Annotated in this window: 18 protein-coding genes; 2 read left to right on the top strand and 16 right to left on the bottom strand. The window is 72.7% G+C overall.

Annotated elements, in window-relative coordinates; all coding sequences use genetic code 11:
* Positions 1 to 36: 36 nt before the first annotated feature.
* From ATL41_RS01870 to hrpB, 7 genes are all read right to left on the bottom strand, one after another.
* Complete coding sequence (locus ATL41_RS01870) at positions 37 to 750, bottom strand: hypothetical protein (protein WP_098456949.1); 714 nt, start codon at positions 748 to 750, stop codon at positions 37 to 39.
* Positions 747 to 1,934, bottom strand: a complete 1,188-nt coding sequence (locus tag ATL41_RS01875) for a glycosyltransferase family 4 protein (protein ID WP_169924579.1) — start codon at positions 1,932 to 1,934, stop codon at positions 747 to 749. Before ATL41_RS01875 ends, ATL41_RS01870 begins: the two co-directional genes overlap by 4 nt.
* 35 nt (positions 1,935 to 1,969) lie before the next feature.
* Positions 1,970 to 2,962 (bottom strand): phosphatidylinositol mannoside acyltransferase, encoded by a 993-nt coding sequence (locus ATL41_RS01880; RefSeq protein ID WP_098456951.1) that lies wholly within the window; start codon positions 2,960 to 2,962, stop codon positions 1,970 to 1,972.
* Positions 2,959 to 3,609 carry a phosphatidylinositol phosphate synthase gene (gene pgsA, locus ATL41_RS01885; RefSeq protein WP_098456952.1) on the bottom strand — a complete coding sequence of 217 codons (651 nt, stop codon included), beginning with the start codon at positions 3,607 to 3,609 and terminating at the stop codon, positions 2,959 to 2,961. The genes ATL41_RS01880 and pgsA overlap by 4 nt, the downstream gene beginning before the upstream one ends.
* Positions 3,610 to 3,687: 78 nt before the next feature.
* Complete coding sequence (locus ATL41_RS01890) at positions 3,688 to 4,266, bottom strand: HIT family protein (RefSeq protein ID WP_098458870.1); 579 nt, start codon at positions 4,264 to 4,266, stop codon at positions 3,688 to 3,690.
* Between the two features lie 13 nt (positions 4,267 to 4,279).
* Positions 4,280 to 6,295: a threonine--tRNA ligase gene (gene thrS / locus ATL41_RS01895; protein ID WP_098456953.1), complete on the bottom strand. Its 2,016-nt coding sequence runs from the start codon at positions 6,293 to 6,295 to the stop codon at positions 4,280 to 4,282.
* Between the two features lie 104 nt (positions 6,296 to 6,399).
* Positions 6,400 to 8,970, bottom strand: coding sequence for an ATP-dependent helicase HrpB (gene hrpB / locus ATL41_RS01900; RefSeq protein WP_098456954.1), 2,571 nt, complete (start codon positions 8,968 to 8,970; stop codon positions 6,400 to 6,402).
* A gap of 80 nt (positions 8,971 to 9,050) precedes the next feature.
* Here hrpB and ATL41_RS01905 point away from each other — a divergent pair, with 80 nt between their 5' ends.
* Together ATL41_RS01905 and ATL41_RS01910 are read left to right on the top strand one after the other, a co-directional pair.
* Positions 9,051 to 9,692 (top strand): RNA polymerase sigma factor, encoded by a 642-nt coding sequence (locus tag ATL41_RS01905; RefSeq protein ID WP_098456955.1) that lies wholly within the window; start codon positions 9,051 to 9,053, stop codon positions 9,690 to 9,692.
* The gene (locus ATL41_RS01910; protein ID WP_098456956.1) at positions 9,689 to 10,495 is read left to right on the top strand and encodes a hypothetical protein; all 807 of its coding nucleotides are present in this window, start codon (positions 9,689 to 9,691) and stop codon (positions 10,493 to 10,495) included. The genes ATL41_RS01905 and ATL41_RS01910 overlap by 4 nt, the downstream gene beginning before the upstream one ends.
* A 19-nt stretch (positions 10,496 to 10,514) precedes the next feature.
* On the opposite strand, the gene ATL41_RS01915 is transcribed toward ATL41_RS01910, so the two are convergent.
* From ATL41_RS01915 to ATL41_RS01955, 9 genes are all read right to left on the bottom strand, one after another.
* Positions 10,515 to 11,450 (bottom strand): cation diffusion facilitator family transporter, encoded by a 936-nt coding sequence (locus tag ATL41_RS01915; RefSeq protein ID WP_098456957.1) that lies wholly within the window; start codon positions 11,448 to 11,450, stop codon positions 10,515 to 10,517.
* A gap of 96 nt (positions 11,451 to 11,546) precedes the next feature.
* Entirely contained in the window at positions 11,547 to 13,088 is a 1,542-nt protein-coding gene (gene der, locus ATL41_RS01920) for a ribosome biogenesis GTPase Der (protein ID WP_098456958.1), read from the bottom strand.
* 89 nt (positions 13,089 to 13,177) lie between these two features.
* The gene (locus ATL41_RS01925) at positions 13,178 to 13,882 is read right to left on the bottom strand and encodes a lysophospholipid acyltransferase family protein (protein ID WP_245854562.1); all 705 of its coding nucleotides are present in this window, start codon (positions 13,880 to 13,882) and stop codon (positions 13,178 to 13,180) included.
* Positions 13,879 to 14,646, bottom strand: a complete 768-nt coding sequence (gene cmk / locus ATL41_RS01930; RefSeq protein ID WP_245854564.1) for a (d)CMP kinase — start codon at positions 14,644 to 14,646, stop codon at positions 13,879 to 13,881. The genes ATL41_RS01925 and cmk overlap by 4 nt, the downstream gene beginning before the upstream one ends.
* 25 nt (positions 14,647 to 14,671) lie before the next feature.
* Positions 14,672 to 15,628, bottom strand: coding sequence for a pseudouridine synthase (locus tag ATL41_RS01935; RefSeq protein WP_098456959.1), 957 nt, complete (start codon positions 15,626 to 15,628; stop codon positions 14,672 to 14,674).
* Complete coding sequence (gene scpB, locus ATL41_RS01940; RefSeq protein WP_098456960.1) at positions 15,625 to 16,317, bottom strand: SMC-Scp complex subunit ScpB; 693 nt, start codon at positions 16,315 to 16,317, stop codon at positions 15,625 to 15,627. Before scpB ends, ATL41_RS01935 begins: the two co-directional genes overlap by 4 nt.
* Entirely contained in the window at positions 16,314 to 17,210 is an 897-nt protein-coding gene (locus ATL41_RS01945; RefSeq protein WP_181010223.1) for a segregation and condensation protein A, read from the bottom strand. Before ATL41_RS01945 ends, scpB begins: the two co-directional genes overlap by 4 nt.
* Positions 17,194 to 18,069 carry a ParA family protein gene (locus ATL41_RS01950; RefSeq protein WP_098456962.1) on the bottom strand — a complete coding sequence of 292 codons (876 nt, stop codon included), beginning with the start codon at positions 18,067 to 18,069 and terminating at the stop codon, positions 17,194 to 17,196. Before ATL41_RS01950 ends, ATL41_RS01945 begins: the two co-directional genes overlap by 17 nt.
* A gap of 37 nt (positions 18,070 to 18,106) precedes the next feature.
* Entirely contained in the window at positions 18,107 to 19,099 is a 993-nt protein-coding gene (locus tag ATL41_RS01955) for a site-specific tyrosine recombinase XerD (RefSeq protein WP_098456963.1), read from the bottom strand.
* Positions 19,100 to 19,112 lie beyond the last annotated feature (13 nt).

Raw genomic sequence — 19,112 nt, forward strand, 5'->3', positions numbered from 1 at the left:
GACCTGAATCCGGCCCGGTCGGGCCGGCGCGTCATACTACCTGCCGGCGGACACCGCTCCGCGGCCGGGTCGGGGAAGTTCCGCGGGCCAGACGTCGTCGAACTCGACCATCTCCGGCATCGCCGCACGACCCGCCAGCCGCAGGACGCGCACCCCGCGCTTGGCGCGCACGCGCTGCGCCTGGGCGACCGCCTCGTTGTGGAAGCGGCGAGCGAGCTGGACGCGATACCAGGCGGACGCCAGGTCGTCGAGGATCTCGGCGCCCTCGACCGTCGAGCGCAGCTCTGCGACCTCGTCGCTGTCAGCGAGGACGGCGCGCAGCGCGGCGGACAGGTTCGACTCGGCGTGCGTGCGCACCTCGCCGAGGCCCTCGGCGAGGGCTTCGCCGATCACGCGCGGAGGAGCCGCACCGTGGACGAGCTCTCCCTCGACGTCGGCCCCGCGGCGGGAGCGTTCGTCGACGAGCTCAGCGAGGTCCGGGACCGCGACGAGCAGCTCGCGGTCCCCCTGCGCGGCGTCGGTCGCGATGACGGCGTCCGCGAGCACGAGGGCGCTCACGGGGTCGATCACGCCGGACGTCGCGAGGGCGTGCGCGGCGCCTGCCCGGCGCACGAGCTGCGCGTCGAGCGCGATGCGCGACGCGACGACCTTGCGGTGCAGCCGGTCGAGACGCGTCGCAGCCTGCCAGGCGACGACGACGCCGATCGTGATGATCGCGACGAGGATGACGACGACCTCGGACCACGTCATGATCCGACCTCCCTGGTGAGACGTCCGGCTCGGCGCGAGCGCGGGTCCTCCGTGACGCGGACCGTGGCCTCGGACGCGGCGAGGACCATCTCGTAGACGGTGAGCACCTCGCGGGTGACGACCGACCAGTCGTAACGCTGGACGGCCTCGGACGCGACGGCGACGACCTTCTTGCGCCGTTCGGGGTCGCGCAGGACGCCGACGAGCACCTCCGCGAGGTGCGCGCCGTCGCCGTTGCGGAACAGGACGCCGGCCTCGCCCTCCTCGAGGACGCGGCGGAATGCGCCCAGGTCGCTCGCGACGACGCACGTGCCTGCGCTCATCGCCTCGACGAGGACGATGCCGAAGCTCTCGCCACCGGTCTGCGGGGCGACGTACGCGTCGACGGACGACAGCAGGGCGGCCTTCTCCTCGTCGGAGATGCCGCCGAGGAACTCGACGGCGCTCGCGTGCTCGCCGAGCGCCGCGATCGCGTCGGCCTTGCCCTGGTCGCCGCGACCGGCCACGAGGAAGCGCGCGCCGGGGATCTTCTCGAGCACCGCGGGGATCGCCGAGGTGAGCACGGGCAGGCCCTTGCGCGGCTCGTCGAGCCGGCCGAGGAACGCGATCGTCGGACGCTCCGGGGTGCCGGTCCATCGCGGGTCGGGCTGGGCGTTCGCGAACGGCTCGACGTACACGCCGTTCGGGATGACGACGGCGTCGCCGCCCAGGTGCTCCGTCGAGGTGCGACGCGCGTCCTCCGAGACGGCGATGCGGGCGTCGATCTTCTCGAGGCCAGGCCGCACGAACGGGTACGCGACCTGGAGGGCGCGCGAGCGAGGCATCGACGTGTGGAAGGTCGCGACGATCGGACCCGTGGCGATCCACAGCGCGAGCATGCTGAGCGACGGCGTGACGGGCTCGTGCAGGTGCAGGATGTCGAAGTCGCCTTGCACGAGCCAGCGGCGCACCTTCGCAGCCGCGACGGGGCCGAACGTCATGCGGGCGACCGAGCCGTTGTAGCGCAGCGGGATCGCCCCGCCGGCCGAGGTCATGTAGGGCGCGAGCTCGGTGTCGTCGTCGGCCGCGACCAGGACACCGACCTCGTGCCCCTGCGCGATGAGCGCCTCCGCGAGGTCGCGGACGTGGAACTGCACACCGCCCGGCGCCTCGAACGAGTACGGGCAGACGATCCCGATCCGCAGCCTGCGGCCGGGGACGACCCCCTGGGGGCTCTCGGTCATCGTTCCTCCTGCGTCTCGGCGGCGTCGGCCTCGGTGGAGGCGGCGGCCGCGGTCGTGCGGGCGTAGCGCTCGGGGTCGAGATCCTCGACGAAGACGCGCTGCAGCATGTGCCACTGCTCGGGGCGCTCGGCGATCGACGACGCGAGGGCGTCGACCCATGCCTGCGTCATGGCGAGGGTGCGCTCGCGGCGCGGCAGCTCCGCGTCGACCTCGACCGCCGGGTGGAACTGGATGACGAGCCCCCACGGGGTGCCTGCGCGACGACGCCGCTCCCCCGTGAGCCGCTCGTGCCACATCGCGATCGGCAGGAGCGGGGCGCCCGTCGCGACGGCGAGGGCCGCAGGCCCCGCGGCAACACGTGCGCGGCGTCCGAACATGTCCACCTCGAGCCCGCGGGCCGTGAGATCACGGTCGGCGAGCAGCGGGACGAGCGAGCCGCCCGCCTGCGTGGCCCGCAGAAGACGGCCGAACACGCCGTCGTCCCCGAGCGTGTGGATAGTCATGCCGAGGCTCTGCCGGAACTCGAGGAACTCCTCGTAGAGCCGCGGTGGTTCGAGCCGTTCGGCAACCGTGACGACGGGCATGATGTGCGAGCCCGAGTACGCGCCCGCGAGGTCCCAGTTGCCCATGTGTGCGAGCGCGGCGACGACGGACCTCCCTTCGGCGCGCGGGCCGAACACGTTCTCCTCGTCGACGAGCCGCACGCGAGCCTCGAGCTGCTCCGGCGTCATCGCGCGCAGCGTGAACACCTCGGCGTAGTAGCGCATGTACGCCCGCATCCCCGCACGAGACAGACGACGCACCTCGCGCGGCGACATCTCCGGGCGGACGCGCGCGTAGTTGGCCTCCAGCCGACGGACTCCGGACCCGTGCAGCGCCCACGCGGCGACACCTGCGACGTCGAACATGCCGCGCACGAGCCCGCCGGGCAGGTGCCCGAGGACGTCCCACGCGAGCTGGAAGGCCCGGCCTGCGTCGAGAACCCTCATCGGCCTGCCTCGGCGTCGCTCACGGGTGCGCCCGGGAGACGGCCGCCGCCCGCACGGACCTGGCCGTGGACGTGCGCCATGCGCTGGACGATCGTCACCGCTGCGGCGGCCGCGAGGACGCCGAGCGCCACGACGAGGACGACGCGCGGCGCACCGTAGCCGACGGCGAGCGTCGCGACGAGCGCGAGCGCGATGCGGTCGGCGCGCTCGGCGATGCCGACCGCGGCCGTCATGCCGAGCCCCTCGGCGCGTGCGCGGGCGTACGGCACGACGGCGCCGAGCGCGAGGCACGCGAGGGCCACGAGGACACCCGCGCGGTCGTCCTGGTCGAGGAAGAACAGGAGCAGGCCCGCGAAGATCGCCGCGTCGGCGAGCCGGTCGAGCGTCGAGTCGAGGAAGGCGCCCCAGGGCCCGGCGCGGCCGGACTCGCGGGCCATGATCCCGTCGAGAGCGTCGGTGAACACGATGACCGCGATCGTCCAGGTGCCCGCGACGAGGTGGCCGGTCGGGAAGAGCCACAGCGCGACGGCGACGACACCCAGGGTGCCCGCAATCGTCACCATGTCCGGCGTCACGCCGATCCGCAGCAGGAGCCGCGCGAGCGGTCCCAGCACCTTGGTCACTCCGGATCGCAGGTGGTCGAGCACGGTGGTCCTTCCTCTCGGAGCGTGAAGCCCCTGGTGTCGTCCCGTCCGGGACGTGGCGACGCGCGGCGTCGCCGTGGGTCAGTCTGCCCCGTGCGCCCACCGCGCGGCGAGACGCGCGCGCGTGTCGGCGAGCAGCTCGGGCAGCGCCTTGGTCCTGCCGACGACCGGCAGGAAGTTCATGTCGCCCGACCAGCGGGGCACGACGTGCTGGTGCAGGTGCGCGGCGATGCCCGCGCCGGCGACCTCGCCCTGGTTCATGCCGAGGTTGAAGCCCTGGGCGCCGGACACCTCGCGCAGCACCGTCATCGCGCGCTTGGTGAGCGCCGCGACCTCGGCGGTCTCGGCGTCGTCGAGCTCGGTGTAGTCGCTCACGTGGCGGTACGGGCACACGAGGAGGTGGCCGCCGTTGTAGGGGAAGAGGTTCATGACGACGAACGCGGACTCGCCGCGCGCGACGATCAGCCCGTCCTCGTCCGAACGCCCCGGGGCGAGGCAGAACGGGCAGCTGCCCGACGTCGAGTCGGCAGGCTTGCCCTCGCCCTGGATGTACACCATCCGGTGCGGGGTCCACAGCCGGCCGAAGCCGTCGGGAGCGCCGGGGAGGTCGCTCGCGGCGTCGGGAGCCTGGGCTCCCGACGCCGCGGTCGCGTCCGTCATGTCCACGACGAGCTCAGACCTCCGCCCGGTCGCGCACCGCTGCGACGATGCGCTCAATCGCGTCGGCGACCGGGATGCCGTTCTCCTGGCTCCCGTCGCGGAAGCGGAACGACACCGCGCCCGCCTCGACGTCCTCGCCGCCGGCGATGAGCACGAACGGGATCTTCTGCGTCGACGCGGTGCGGATCTTCTTGGCGAAGCGGTCGCTCGAGTCGTCGATCTCTGCGCGGATGCCCTGCGCGCGCAGCTGGGCGACGACGTCCGCTAGGTAGTCGTTGAACGGCTCGGCGACGGGGACGGCGAGCACCTGGACGGGCGCGAGCCACGCCGGGAAGGCGCCCGCGTAGTGCTCGAGGAGCACGCCGAAGAAGCGCTCGATCGAGCCGAACAGCGCGCGGTGGATCATGACGGGCCGCTGGCGCGTGCCGTCCGCGGCCGCGTACTCGAGGTCGAAGCGCTCGGGCAGGTTGAAGTCGAGCTGGATCGTCGACATCTGCCACGTGCGGCCGATCGCGTCGCGCGCCTGGACGGAGATCTTCGGGCCGTAGAACGCCGCGCCACCCGGGTCGGGGACGAGCTCGAGGCCTGACTCCGTCGCGACCTCCTCGAGCGTGCGGGTCGCCTCCTCCCAGATCGCGTCGTCGCCGACGAACTTCTCGGGGTTCTTGGTCGACAGCTCGAGGTAGAAGTCGTCGAGGCCGTAGTCCGCGAGCAGGTCGAGGACGAACGTGAGCGTGCTCGCCAGCTCGTCCTTCATCTGCTCCTTGGTGCAGTAGATGTGGGCGTCGTCCTGCGTCAGGCCGCGCACGCGCGTCAGACCGTGCACGACGCCGGACTTCTCGTAGCGGTACACCGTCCCGAACTCGAACAGCCGCAGCGGCAGCTCGCGGTAGGAGCGGCCGCGCGCGTCGAAGATCAGGTTGTGCATCGGGCAGTTCATGGGCTTGAGGTAGTAGTCCTGGCCCGGCTTCGTCACGGCGCCGTCGTCGTCGACCTCCTCGTCGACGTGCATCGCGGGGAACATGCCGTCGCGGTACCAGTCGAGGTGACCCGAGATCTCGTACAAGTGCCCCTTGGTGATGTGGGGCGTGTTGACGAACGAGTACCCCGCCTCGATGTGGCGGCGGCGCGAGTAGTTCTCCATCTCGGTGCGGATGATGCCGCCCTTGGGGTGGAACACCGGCAGGCCGGAGCCGATCGCGTCCGGGAACGAGAACAGGTCCATCTCCGCCCCGAGACGGCGGTGGTCGCGACGCTCGGCCTCGGCGAGTCGGTCGAGGTAGGCGGTGAGCTCGTCCTTCGACGGCCACGCGGTGCCGTAGATGCGCTGCAGCTGGGGGTTCTTCTCCGAGCCGCGCCAGTAGGCGGCCGCCGAGCGCATGAGCTTGAAGCCGTTGCCGATGAGCTTGGTCGACGGCAGGTGCGGGCCGCGGCACAGGTCCTGCCAGGCGACCTCGCCGCCCCGGCGGAGGTTCTGGTAGATGGACAGGCCGCCCTCGCCGACCTCGACCGAGGCGCCCTCGGCGGCGTCGGCGCTCGAGGACTTCAGGCCGATGAGCTCGATCTTGTACGGCTCGGCGGCGCACTGCTCGAGCGCCTCGGCGTCCGTGACCTCGACGCGGCGGAAGGTCTGACCTTCCTTGACGATCCGCATCATGGCCTTCTCGAGCGCCTTGAGGTCGTCGGGGGTGAACGGCTCGGTGACGTCGAAGTCGTAGTAGAAGCCGTCCTTGATGGGCGGGCCGATGCCGAGCTTCGCGTCCGGGTTGACCTGCTGGACTGCCTGGGCCATGACGTGGGCGGCGGAGTGCCGCAGCACGGCGAGGCCGTCCTCGGAGTCGATCGTCACGGCCTCGACGGCCGTGCCGCCCACGAGGACCGTGTCGAGGTCCTTGAGCTCACCGTCGACGCGGACGACGACGACCTCGCGGCGGTCGGCGAACAGGTCCGCGCCCGTCGTGCCCGTGGTCACCGTGGTCTCGACGCCGTCGACGGTCAGGGTGACGTTCTCGAGCGGTGACTCGGACACAGGGTTCTCCTCGGGTGCGGGCGCGCTGCGGGGCGCGGTGCTGGATCGGCGGTGATCGCTCACCGGTGTGCGTGCGTGCGTCGCGAGACGCACACCCCTAGATGCTACCGACCTGAGGGTCGGGTGCGGCGCACGCCGGTCGACGGCACGGCGGTCCACGGGTCCTCGGGCCAGTCGTGCTTCGGGTAGCGGCCGCGCATGTCGGCGCGCACGCCGCGGTACGGACCGTCCCAGAAGGACCGCAGGTCCGCGGTGATGGCGACGGGCCGACGCGCCGGCGAGAGCAGGTGCAGCAGGAGCGGGACACGGCCGTCGGCGAGGCGCGGCGTCTCGCTCCAGCCGAAGACCTCCTGGACCTTGACGGCAAGAACGGGCTGCTGCGACGCGGCGTCGCCGCTCGCGACGTCGACGACCGCGTAGTCGACGCTCGCCGTCGAACCCGAGGGCAGCTCGATCCGCTCGGGCACGAGCTCGTCGAGCCGTCCGGCCTGCGGCCACGGCAGGAGGGTGCGCAGCCCGCCGAGCACGTCGACGCGCTGCAGGTCGCCGGCCGTGCGGACACGCGCGAGCGACGGTCCGAGCCACGCGTCGAGCGAGTCGAGGAGCGCGGCGTCGGACATGTCGGGCCACGGCTCGCCCAGCGCGCCGTGCAGGACGGCGAGCCGCGCACGCAGCGAGCGCGCTGCAACGCTCCACGGCAGCACGTCGAGGCCGTCCCGTGCGATCGCATCCCGCACGACGCCGGCGACCTGCTCGGGGGACGGCTTCCAGGCCTCGCTCGTCAGCTCGATCGCGCCGAGGGACGTCGTGCGCCGCGCGACGACGCGGCCGTCCGTCCACGCGACCGACGCGTCTTCCGCGAGTGCGGCCCCGGCTGCGGCGAGCGCGAGGTCCTCGTCGAGCGGTGCGGCACCGCGCACGTACGCGTCGCGGCGCCCGGGGGCGCGGTCCGCGTCTGCAACGGCGAGCCACTCGTACGCGGCGAGACCTGCTCCGTCGGGCAGCGCCGCGCCCGTGCCGCCGACCATGAGGTACGTACCACCGGCCCGGCGACGCCGGGCGACGCGCTCGGGGTGCGCGAGCGCGACGACGAGGCCGGTCGCGAGGTCGTCGGTCAGGCGCTCGGACCCGCTGCCCTCACCCCTCCCCCGCGCTGCCCGGCCGTGCTCCTCGAGCCGCCGCACAGAAGCACGCCACTCGTGCGCTCCCGGGCCGCCTCGGCGGACGTCGCGCAGCGCCGCGACGAGGTCGGCGTCGCCCCGGCGGACGTCCTGATCGAGCAGCGCGACCACCTCAGCCGCACGCCTCGGCCCGACGACGTCGCTCGCGTCGAGCAGGGCACGCGCGAGCCGCGGGTCCGTCGGGACCGACGCGACGCGCCGTCCACGCTCGGTGACGCGCCCGGCGTCGTCGAGCGCGCCCAGCATCGTCAACGTCTCGCGGGCCACGGCTGCGGCCGCCTCGGGTGGCGGGTCGAGGAGCGCGAGCGACGTGAGCTCGCTCCCCCAGCACGCCGTCTCGAGGAGGAACGACGTGAGGTCCGCCGTGAGGATCTCGGGCGTCGGGTGCTCCGGCAGACGGGCATGGTCCTCGGGCGACCAGCAGCGGTACACCGCGCCGGGCGCCTCGCGGCCGGCGCGGCCCGCGCGCTGCTCGGCGGAGGAGCGGTTCACCGAGACGGTGACGAGCCCGGCGAGCCCACGCCGCAGGTCCGTGCGCGGCTCGCGCGAGAGCCCCGCGTCGACGACGACACGCACGCCCGGGACGGTCAGCGACGACTCGGCGACAGCGGTCGACACGACGACGCGGCGGCGGCCGCCCGGCATGAGCGCGGCGTCCTGCCGATCGGCCGGCAGGCGGCCGTGCAGCGGCAGGACGGCGGCGTCGAGCCCCGCGCTCGTGAGGCGTCGCACGACCTGGTCGATCTCGCGCACGCCCGGCACGAACACGAGCACGTCCCCCTCGCGCTCCGCCGCGGCCTGGACGACGGTCGCGGCGACGTGGTCGAGGAACGCCGGGGTCACCCCACGCTCGTCCATCCTCCTCGCGCGGGCCGGGAGCGGGCGCCACTCGACGTCGACCGGGTGCAGCGCGGCCTCCGCGGACACGACCACTGCGGGTGCGGCGTCGTCCCCGAGCAGCGCGGCGGTGCGGCCTGCCTCGACGGTCGCGGACATCGCGACGACGGCAAGGTCCGGGCGCAGCGCGGCGCGCACGTCCACGAGCATCGCAAGGACCAGGTCAGAGTCCAGGTGGCGCTCGTGGACCTCGTCGAGCACGACGGCGGACACGCCCGCCAGCTCGGGGTCGCGCTGCAGGCGCCGCAGCATCACCCCGGTCGTCACGACCTCGACGCGCGTCGCCCTCGACGTCCGGGAGTCACCACGGACGGAGTAGCCGACAGTCTGCCCCGCCTCTTCCCCGAGGAGCCACGCGAGCCGACGGGCGGCCGCACGTGCTGCGACCCGACGCGGCTGCGTCACGACCACCCGGCCGCCGACCTCGTACGCGACCGCGGGCGGGACGAGCGTCGTCTTGCCCGTACCCGGCGGCGCCTGGACCACGGCGACCCCGCGTGCGCGCAGCGCCTCGCGGAGCGCGGGCAGCACCGCGGCCGCTGGCAGGCCGCCCGGGTTCGCGAGAAGGCGCGCGATCGCGTCGGGTGCAGGCTCCATCCGCTTATTCTCGCCGGATCACGCGCGACCTTCCGACGAGGTCCTCGGTAAGGACTGCGCGAAGCCGGACACTTCTCGGTATGAGCACTCCCCCGACCGGGCCGACGCCGGGCGAACGCTTCGCCCACCTGTGGGCGACGTGCGCGCCCCGGGTCCAGGCGTACGCGATGCGGCACGTCGACCCTGACACGGCCCAGGAGGTGGTCTCCGAGACGTTCCTCGTCGCGTGGCGGCGCCTGGAGCACGTGCCCGGCGAGCCGATGCCGTGGCTGATCGTCGTCGCGCGCAACACGATCGCGAACGCGCGGAGGTCCGAGCGTCGCGTGCGCGCGCTCGACGTCGAGCTCGCGCGGCTCGCGGCCGTCGCACGGCCGACCACGTCGGGCGCTGACGACGTCGCCCTCGACCGGGACACGATGCTGCGCGGGCTCGCAGCCCTGAGCGAGGAGCAGCGCGAGGCGCTGCTCCTCGTCGCATGGGACGGGCTCTCCCCCGGTCAGGCGGCCGCCGTGCTCGGCGTGTCGACGGCGACGTTTCACGTCCGGCTGCACCGGGCCCGACGGCGGCTCGAGACGCTCGTGGACGGCCCCGCACAGTCAGCCGACCCGTCGCCGGCCTCAGGCGCCGAAGACACCGCCGCCGAAGCACTCGGCTCCCCGCCCCCCGTCCCTGACGTGTGCGGGGGACCTGCGAACCCGAGCGCCACCAGGAGGTCCTCATGAGCGCCACTTCCGTCGACTCGCGCCTCGCGGCACTCGCGCCCAGGCCTGAGCCCCTCGACCCCGTCCGCCTCGACGCCGCGCACGCGGCCGTGCTCGCAGCGATCCCGGACGACCACGCCGCTGCTGCCGGGGCGCAGCAGGAGCAGGACACTCAGCCTCTGCCGTTCGACCTCGCACGTCGGCGCCGCCGTACACGCGGCACCTTACTGGCAGCGGCCTGCTTCGTCCTCGGCATCGCCATGGTCCTCGGCCTGCCGCAGGGTGGGGACTCGACCGCCTTCGCGACCTGGACGTCGTCGGCCACGCCGGTCGATCCGGCGAAGGTCACCGACGAGATCGCCCACTGCTCCGTCCGAGCCCAGGAACAGGGCACACCTGCCGAGCCGGTGCTCCTCGAGCAGCGTGGCGACTGGGTCTATGCCCTGTTCGCCCGTGCCTCCGGGACCGAGATGGCTGTGTCCGCGTGCCTCGTCCGTCGCACGGGCGACGCCGAGCTCCCGATCGAGGGAGCCGTCATCGGCGCGGAGGGGCCGTGGGATCGTCCCGCTGCCGACGAGGTGACACCGGTCTTCTCCAGCTGGGACCCGACGTGGGCGTCGGTCGGCGGGTATGCCGGGGACGAGGTCGCTCGCGTGGTGCTCGTGGTGGACCGCCCGGGCGCCGAGTCGCGAACGGTGGTTGCGAGCGTCGCCGGAGGCTGGTTCGGGGCGTGGTGGCCGCAGGACTCGCAGCACGCCCGGTACTCCGTGACCTGGTACCTCGTGGACGGGACGGTGGGCGGCACGCTCGAGAATCAACGGTGAGGCCGCCCGTCTGCGCTGGTCAGCAGTACGGGTGGTGCTCGTGGTCCACGTGGCCCGCTGGCTCGAGCTGGAACGTCGAGTGGTCGACGGCGACGTCGAAGTGGGACGCGACGCACTCCTGGAGCGCATCGAGGATGCGCGGCGCGTGCCCGTCCGCGAAGCACGAGTCCTCCACCACGACGTGCGCGGAGATCACCGGCAGGCCGGTCGCGACGAGCGAGGCGTGCAGGTCGTGCACGTCGAGCACGTGCTCGACCTCGAGCATGTGCGCGCGGACGTCGTCGAGGTCCAGGCCGGGCGGCGCGGACTCGAGGAGCACGTCGCCCGTCTCCCGCAGGAGCCGCAGCGCACGCGGCAGGATGAGCGCACCGATGACGAGGCCGGCGACCGCGTCGGCCTGCAGCCATCCCGTGGTCCGGATGAGGATCGCAGCAACGATCACCGCGACGGACCCGAGGGCGTCGTTGAGCACCTCGAGGAACGCGGCCCGCATGTTGAAGCTCGACCGTCGCCCACCGGCGAGCACCGCGATCGACACCAGGTTGCCGACCAGGCCGATGACGCCGAAGACGAGCAGCTCGGTCGACGGCACCTCGGGCGGGTCGAAGAACCGCTGCACGCCCTCGACGAGCACGTACACGCCGACGACGAGCAGGAGCGTCGCCTGCGCGGCGGCAGCGACGACCTCGATCCGGCGCCAGCCCCACGTCCGGCGCGACGTCGCGGGCCTGGCCGAGAGTGCGGCGGCGCCGAGGGCCATGCCGAGCCCGGCGGTGTCGGTGAGCATGTGCGCCGTGTCGACGAGGAGCGCGAGGCTGCCCGTGAGCACCGCCCCGACCGCCTGAGCGAGGAGGATCGTCGCCGTGACAGTGAACGCGACGGTCAGGCGGCCCCGCTGGTCAGCGGGATCGAGCCCTGCCCCGTGATCGTGCCCCGTGTGCCCGTCCCTGCTCATCCAGCGATCCTAGCACCCGCCCCCGGAAGCGAGAATGTGCGCGATCTGCTGCCCAGAGCAGCAGATCGCGCACATTCGTGCCGGCAGTTCGTCGGGTCAGCGCTTGCGCTTCTCGCGCACGCGCACCGAGATCTCGATCGGCGTGCCCTCGAAGTCGAAGGTCTCGCGCAGGCGACGCTCGACGAAGCGACGGTAGCCCGCCTCGATGAAGCCGGACGCGAAGATCACGAAGCGCGGCGGGCGCGTCGAGACCTGGGTCGCGAACAGGATGCGCGGCTGCTTGCCGCCGCGCAGCGGGTGCGGGTGCGCGGCCACGAGCTCGCCGAGGAACGCGTTGAGACGGCCGGTCGGGATGCGCCGCTCCCAGTTCTCGAGGGAGTGCTCGAGCGCCGGCACCAACTTCTCCGCGTGCCAGCCGGTCTTCGCCGAGAGGTTCACGCGCGGCGCCCACTGGATCTGGACGAGGTCCTTCTCGATCTCACGCTCGAGGTACTTGCGGCGGTCCTCGTCCATGAGGTCCCACTTGTTGTACGCGATGACGAGGGCGCGGCCCGCGTCGACGACCTGCTGGATGACGCGCGTGTCCTGCTCCGTCATCGGCACGGAGGCGTCGACGAGCACGACGGCGACCTCAGCCTTCTCGATCGCGGCCTGGGTGCGCAGCGACGCGTAGAAGTCGGCACCGGACGTCTGGTGCACGCGGCGCCGGATACCGGCGGTGTCGACGAACCACCACGGCACGCCCTTGAGCTCGATGAGCTCGTCGACCGGGTCGCGCGTCGTGCCCGCGAGCTCGTCGACGACGACGCGGTTCGAGCCCGCGACCTTGTTGAGCAGGGAAGACTTGCCGACGTTCGGGCGCCCGACGAGCGCGACCCGTCGGGGGCCGTCCGCACGGGCGACGCCATGAGCCGTCTCGGTCGGCAGCGCCTTCATCGCGGCGTCGAGCAGGTCGCCCGTGCCACGGCCGTGCAGCGCCGACACGGGGTGCGGCTCGCCGAGGCCGAGGCTCCACAGCTCGGTCGCGTCCGCCTCGGAGCGTGGGCCGTCGACCTTGTTGGCGCACAGCACGACGGGCTTCTTCGCTCGGCGCAGCAGACGCACGACATGCTCGTCGGTCGCCGTCGGTCCGACGGTCGCGTCGACGACGAACAGCACGGCGTCGGCGAGGTCGATCGCGATCTCGGCCTGCTTGGCGACCGAGGCGTCGATGCCCATGACGTCGGTCTCCCAGCCGCCCGTGTCGACGAGAGTGAACTGCCGGCCCGACCACTCGGCCTGGTACGACACGCGGTCGCGGGTCACGCCCGGCTTGTCCTCGACGACGGCCTCGCGCCGGCCGATGATGCGGTTGACCAGGGTCGACTTGCCGACGTTCGGGCGACCGACGACCGCGAGGACGGGAAGCGCAGCGGGCCCGTGGAGGTCGTCCAGGTCGTCCTCGTCGAGGTCGAGGAGAGCCAGGTCGTCCTCACCGAGCTCGTAGTCGGCGAGGCCGCTGCGGAGCATCTCCTCGCGCGCGGCGTCGGCCTCGGCATCCTCGGAGTACGCGGGCACCTGGTCGGCGACAGCCGCGGTCTCGTCGGTGTCCTGGTGCGTGAGGGCAGCGTCGGGCCGGGTCTCGTCGGGCGAAGTCATGGCCCTATCATCCCAGGCTTGCGCGCCCGGGGCGACCATCGCCGCGACCTGCTCGGTCACACCACCCCGGGTGACGCTCACGCAGGACGTCAGTCCGCCTGGACGGCCGTCCCGCGTCCGGGTGCCACAGCACCCGGGTCGTCCAGCGGGAGCGCGATGCCCGAGAGCTCGACCGCAGCCTCGACCGTGGCCTTCAGTGCGTTCGCGACGAGCTGCGCATACTGCTCCTGTGCCTGCTTCCCGGTCGTGCCCGGCGCACGCTCCATCGAGACGGGCTCACCGATCAGGACGAACAGACGACGCCGGAAGCCGGGCAGCCGACCTGCCCCCTCGCCCGTCCGCCGCGTCCCGAGGACGGCAGCGGGAACGACGGGAGCCCCGGACGCGAGCGCGAGCCACGCCACGCCCCCGCGCACCTCCGACAGGTCGCCGCGCCCGCGGCGCCCCTCCGGGAAGATCCCGACGACGTCACCGCGCTTGAGCACCGATAGCGCTGCGGCGAGCGCTGGGCGACCGTTCTCGCGGTCGACCGGGATCTGACCCGACCACCGCAGGAACGAGCCGATCGGCCCTCGGAACATCGACGCCTTGATCATCATGTGCACGGGCCGCGGGCTCACGCCGAACACGATGGGACCATCGATGACACCCGTGTGGTTGGCCGCGACGATGACCGGGCCCTCGGCCGGCATGTTCTCGGCGCCCACGACGCGGGTACGCCAGACGACCCGCGACAACAGCCAGCCGAGCGGCGTGGCCCGGCGCGCTGCACGCAGGGACGCCGCCGTGCTCACAGGACGGTGGACGTGTCTGCCGGCGCGACCTCGCGCACCCCCGCGACCTGCGCGACGACGTCGAGCACCGCCTGGATCGTCTGCTCGAAGTCGAGGTCGGACGAGTCGACCGTCACGACGCCGTCAGCCGCGACCTGGAACTCGACGACGGTCGAGTCGTCACGGTCGCGCCGCAGCACCTGGTCCTTGGTCGCCTCGACGGCCTCCGTGCCAGCATCACCATGCAGCTCGAGCGCGCGACGTGCGAGGCGCGCCTCCTCGCTCGCGGTGAGCAGGACGCGCGCGTCGGCGTCGGGAGCGACGACGGTCGTGATGTCACGTCCCTCCGCGACGACGCCACGGCCGCCCGAAAAGCTGCCGACGGCCTTCTGCGCGTCGATCAGCGCACGCTGCAGACGGCCGAGCTCGGCGCGGACCTCGAGGTTCGTCGCGACCGCGCTGACCTTCTCCGAGATCCGGGTCGTGCGGATGTCCTCACGGACGTCGTGCCCGTCGATGAGCACCGACTCGACCGACGGGTCCACGCCCATCTCGAGCGGCATCGTGCGCACGGCCTCGGCGACCGCGTCACGGTCGGCGAGGTCGAGACCGAGGTGCAGGCACCACCAGGTCGCCGCGCGGTACGTCGCACCCGTGTCGAGGTACGCGAGGCCGAGACGGCGGGCCACCGCCTTGGACACGCTCGACTTGCCTGACCCGGACGGTCCGTCGACCGCGATGACGACGGGGTGGCGCTCCTCGTGCTGCATGCTCGTGCTCTCCATCAGTGGTGGTCCAGGGACGTGCGCGTCAGAGGCCGACGGCGGACATCAGCGTGCCGAGCTCGGTCTTGCCGAGCACGCGGTGCCGGCCCGGCGGCAGGTCGTTCAGACGGATCGGGCCCATCTGGACGCGCACGAGGCGCGTGACCTTGTGGCCCACCGCGTCGAACATGCGACGCACGATGCGGTTGCGCCCCTCGTGCAGGATCACCTCGACGAGGCTCGCCTGCGGCGTCGAGTCGACGACCCGGTAGCGGTCGAGGCGAGCGAGGCCGTCGTCGAGGTCGACACCGTGGACGAGCGCGTCACCGACACGCGGCGTGACACGACCCTCGACCTCGACGAGGTACGTCTTCGCGATCCCGTACTTGGGGTGCGTCAGACGGTTGGCGAGCTCGCCGTCGTTCGTGAGGATCAGCAGGCCCTCGCTGTCCTGGTCGAGACGACCGACGTGGAAGAGACGCTCGGAGCGGTTCTTGAAGAAGTCCGCGAGGCAGGGGCGCCCCTCCGGGTCGTCCATCGAGGAGACGACGCCGAGCGGCTTGTTGAAGATGATCGTGATCTTCGAGTCGTCGAGCTGGATGCGCAAGCCGTCGACGTGCACGGACTGCACGTTCGGGTCGATGCGCACGCCGAGCTCGAGGACGATCTGACCGTCGACCTCGACGCGGCCCTGCTCGATCAGCTGCTCGCACGCGCGGCGCGAGCCGAGGCCCGCCTGGGCGAGCACCTTCTGCAGACGCACGCCGTCCGCGGTGTGCACGTCGATGTCGGGCTTCGCCTCGCGCGGCTCCCGGCGGGCGGCCTCGGGGCGCGCTCCGCGCGGAGGCTCGTTGCGCGCACCACGTGCGGGGCCGCGGGCTGCGCCGCGTCCGGCCTGCGGCCGCCCGCCCGTGCCGCCCCGCGCGGGCTGGCCGCCGCCCTGGCCGCGAGACCGTCCTGCACCGTTCTGACGACCGCCACGGCCGTTCCCGCTGCTGCTCACTGCTGCTCCTTCATGCTGGTCGGCGAGCTGGGCTCACCGGGGACCGTCGTCACGCGGGTCTGCGGGCCGAGGTCGTCGAGACCGTCGATGTCCGGCAGGTAGGGCGCGAGCGGCGGAAGTTGGTCGAGCGAGGTGAATCCCATGCGCTCGAGGAACGAGGCGGTCGTGCCGTAGAGATGGGCCCCGCTGGGCTCTGTCCCGACCTCCGCGACCAGGCCTCGTGCTACCAGGGTACGCATGACGCCGTCGACGTTCACACCGCGCACCGCCGAAACCTGCCCGCGCGTGACCGGCTGACGGTAGGCGACGACGGCGAGAGTCTCGAGCGCCGCCTGCGTGAGGCGGGCAGTCTGCCCCTCGAGGACGACCTGCGCCACGACGTCGGCGAACGCCGGCGCAGAGTAGACGCGCCACCCTCCCCCGACCTGGCGCAGCTCGAAGCCGCGCTGCTCGTCGCGGTAGGACGCGACCATCGTGTCGAGCGTCACGGCGACCTCGACGACCGGGACACCCGTCACCTGGGCGAGCCGCTCGACGGAGACAGGCTCGTCGACGATCATCAGCACCGCCTCGAGCGCGCCCCGCAGGCCGCCCGGGAGGTCGCGCACGTCGACCTGACCGTCCGTGCCGGGCGCAGGTGGCACCTCCCCCTCCAGCGCGTCTGCCCCTCCGGCGTCGGTCTCGCTCATGACTCGTCCTCCTGCGCTCCGGCGACGACCGGCACGGGCGCCCCCTCGAACTCGTCGATCGATGACACGTCGGCCTCCCTGTCCCCCGCGACCCAGCGGACCGTCAGGTCGCCGAGCGGGCTCGCCTGGTCGAACGCGATGCTCCCGTCGCGGAACAGCTCGAGCAGCGCGAGGAACCGCACGACGACGACCAGGGTGTCGACGGCGTCCGCCACGAGGGCGCGGAACGACGTCGTACCGCGGCGCTTGAGGTGCGCGACGACGATCGCTGCCTGCTCGCGCACGCTGACCGCCGGCGCGTGCAGGTGCGACAGATCGACGCCGGGCGGCGGCGCCTGCGGGCGCAGCGCCTTCGCAGCGATCGCCGCGAGCCCTTCAGGTCCGAGCGTCCACACGAGCTCGGGCAGCAGGCTCGCGTGCTGCGGCTCGAGCGAGACGGACCGGGGGAACCGGCGCCCCTCGTCGGCGAGACGCTCCGCGATCGTCCGCGACACGTCTTTGTACGCCCGGTACTGCAGGAGACGCGCGAAGAGCAGGTCGCGAGCCTCGAGCAGCTCGAGGTCCTCCTCGTCCTCGACGTCCCCGGTGGGCAGCAACCGGGCGGCCTTGAGGTCGAGCAGCGTCGCCGCGACGACGAGGAACTCCGACGCGGTGCTCAGGTCCCACGAGCTCGTCGCGCCGTCGTGCGACGCGCTCTCGGCTGCGCGGATGTAGGCGATGAACTCGTCCGTCACGCGCGCGAGCGCCACCTCGGTGATGTCGAGCCGGTGCTTCGCGATGAGCGACAGCAGCAGGTCGAACGGCCCCGAGAAGTTCTCGAGGTGAACCTCGAAGGTGCCTGCCGGTGCGGGCTGGGACGCGGCCGCTCCGGTCGCGTCAGGCGGCGTCGCCACGCGCGACGAGCTCACGAGCGAGCTGGCGGTACGCCGCCGCACCCGAGTGGTGAGGCGCGTACGTCGTGATCGGCTCTGCCGCGACCGACGCGTCCGGGAACTTCACCGTGCGGCCGATGACCGTGTGCATGAGCCGGTCGCCGAACGCCTCGTGGACGCGCTGGACGACCTCGCGGGAGTGCAGCGTGCGCGGGTCATACATCGTCGCGACGATGCCGTCGACCTCGAGGCGCGGGTTGAGGCGGTCGCGAACCTTGTCGATCGTCTCGATGAGCAGCGCGACGCCGCGGAGCGCGAAGAACTCGCACTCGAGCGGGATGACGACGCCGTGCGCCGCGGTCAGGGCGTTGACGGTGAGCAGGCCGAGCGACGGCTGGCAGTCGATCAGCACGACGTCGTAGTCGTCGAGGACCGGACGCAGCACCCGCGCGAGGACGTTCTCACGGGCGACCTCGCCGACGAGCTGGACCTCCGCGGCGGACAGGTCGATGTTAGCGGGCAGCAGGTCGAGGTTCTCGACAGCGGTCTGCCGGATGATCGACCGGATGTCCGCCCCCCGCTCCATGAGCAGGTTGTAGATCGTCTGGTCGAGCTCGTGCGCGTTGATGCCCAGGCCCACGGACGCGGCGCCCTGCGGGTCGAAGTCGACGATGAGCACGCGGCGGCCGTACTCGGCGAGCGCGGCCGCGAGGTTGATGGTCGTCGTCGTCTTGCCGACGCCGCCCTTCTGGTTGCACATCGCGATGATGCGCGCCGGGCCGTGGCTCGCGAGCGGGGCGGGCGCCCGGAAGACGGGCAGAGGCCGACCCACGGCGTCCAGGGTTGCCGAGAGGACGGGGTTCTGGGCCTGGCTGTTCACGTGCCTACGGTATCGCAGCGCACCCCGGCGGCCCGCTTCATCTGCGCCCGAGCGCGCGCGGGTGTGCCGCGACGTACATCTCACGCAGGGCGTCCGGCGTCACGAGCGTGTAGATCTGCGTCGTCGTCACCGAGGCGTGCCCCAGGAGCTCCTGGACGACCCGCACGTCCGCACCGCCCTGGAGCAGGTGCGTCGCGAACGAGTGCCGCAGCGTGTGGGGAGACACCCGTTCGGGCGACTCGATGCCTGAACGTTCGGACGCGCTGCGCAGCACGGCCCACGCACTCTGCCGGGAAAGCGGGTTGCCGCGCGTGTTGAGGAACACGGTGGGGACTCCCCTGCCCGCGCTGGCGAGCGCTGGCCGCGCTCGCACGAGGTAGGCCTCGATCGCGTCGCACGCGTACGAGCCCAGCGGGACGATGCGCTCCTTGCGGCCCTTGCCGAAGAGCCGAACGCTCGCTGCTCCCCGCGTCAGGTCGAGGTCGTCGACGACGAGACCGACCGCCTCCGAGATGCGCGCGCCGGTCGAGTAGACGAGCTCGAGGAGAGCGCGGTCGCGGAGCGGCACGGGCCCGTCGCCGGTGCCTGCCGCCTCGATGATGCGTGTGACGTCCTCGACGCTGATCGCCTTCGGCAGGCGTCGCGGCTGCGCGGGTGGGCGCAGCGCGGTGGCCGGGTTGACGCGCACCGTTCCCTCGAGCTCGCAGAACCGCAGCCAGCCTCGCACGGCCGCGATCGAGCGGGCGGTCGACGACGCCGAGAGCGTCGTGCCGCCGTCGCCCCCGGTGCGCACCGCGGCCACGTACGCCTCGAGGTCCTCCGGGGTCACGCTGTCGGGCGTCTGGACGCCGCGGTCGGCGAGGAAGGCGACGTGGCGCTCGAGGTCGCGCCGGTAGGCCGCGAGGGTGTTCGGCGACAGGCCACGCTCGACGCGCAGGTGCGCGAGGTACTGCCGGACGGCGCGGTCGAGACCGGGCGGCACCTCGACAAGTGCGTCGGCGCCGGTCGCACGGGCGGCGTCGTCGGTCATGGGCGCCAGGCTA

Source organism: Flavimobilis soli, assembly GCF_002564025.1.
GTDB lineage: Bacteria > Actinomycetota > Actinomycetes > Actinomycetales > Cellulomonadaceae > Flavimobilis > Flavimobilis soli.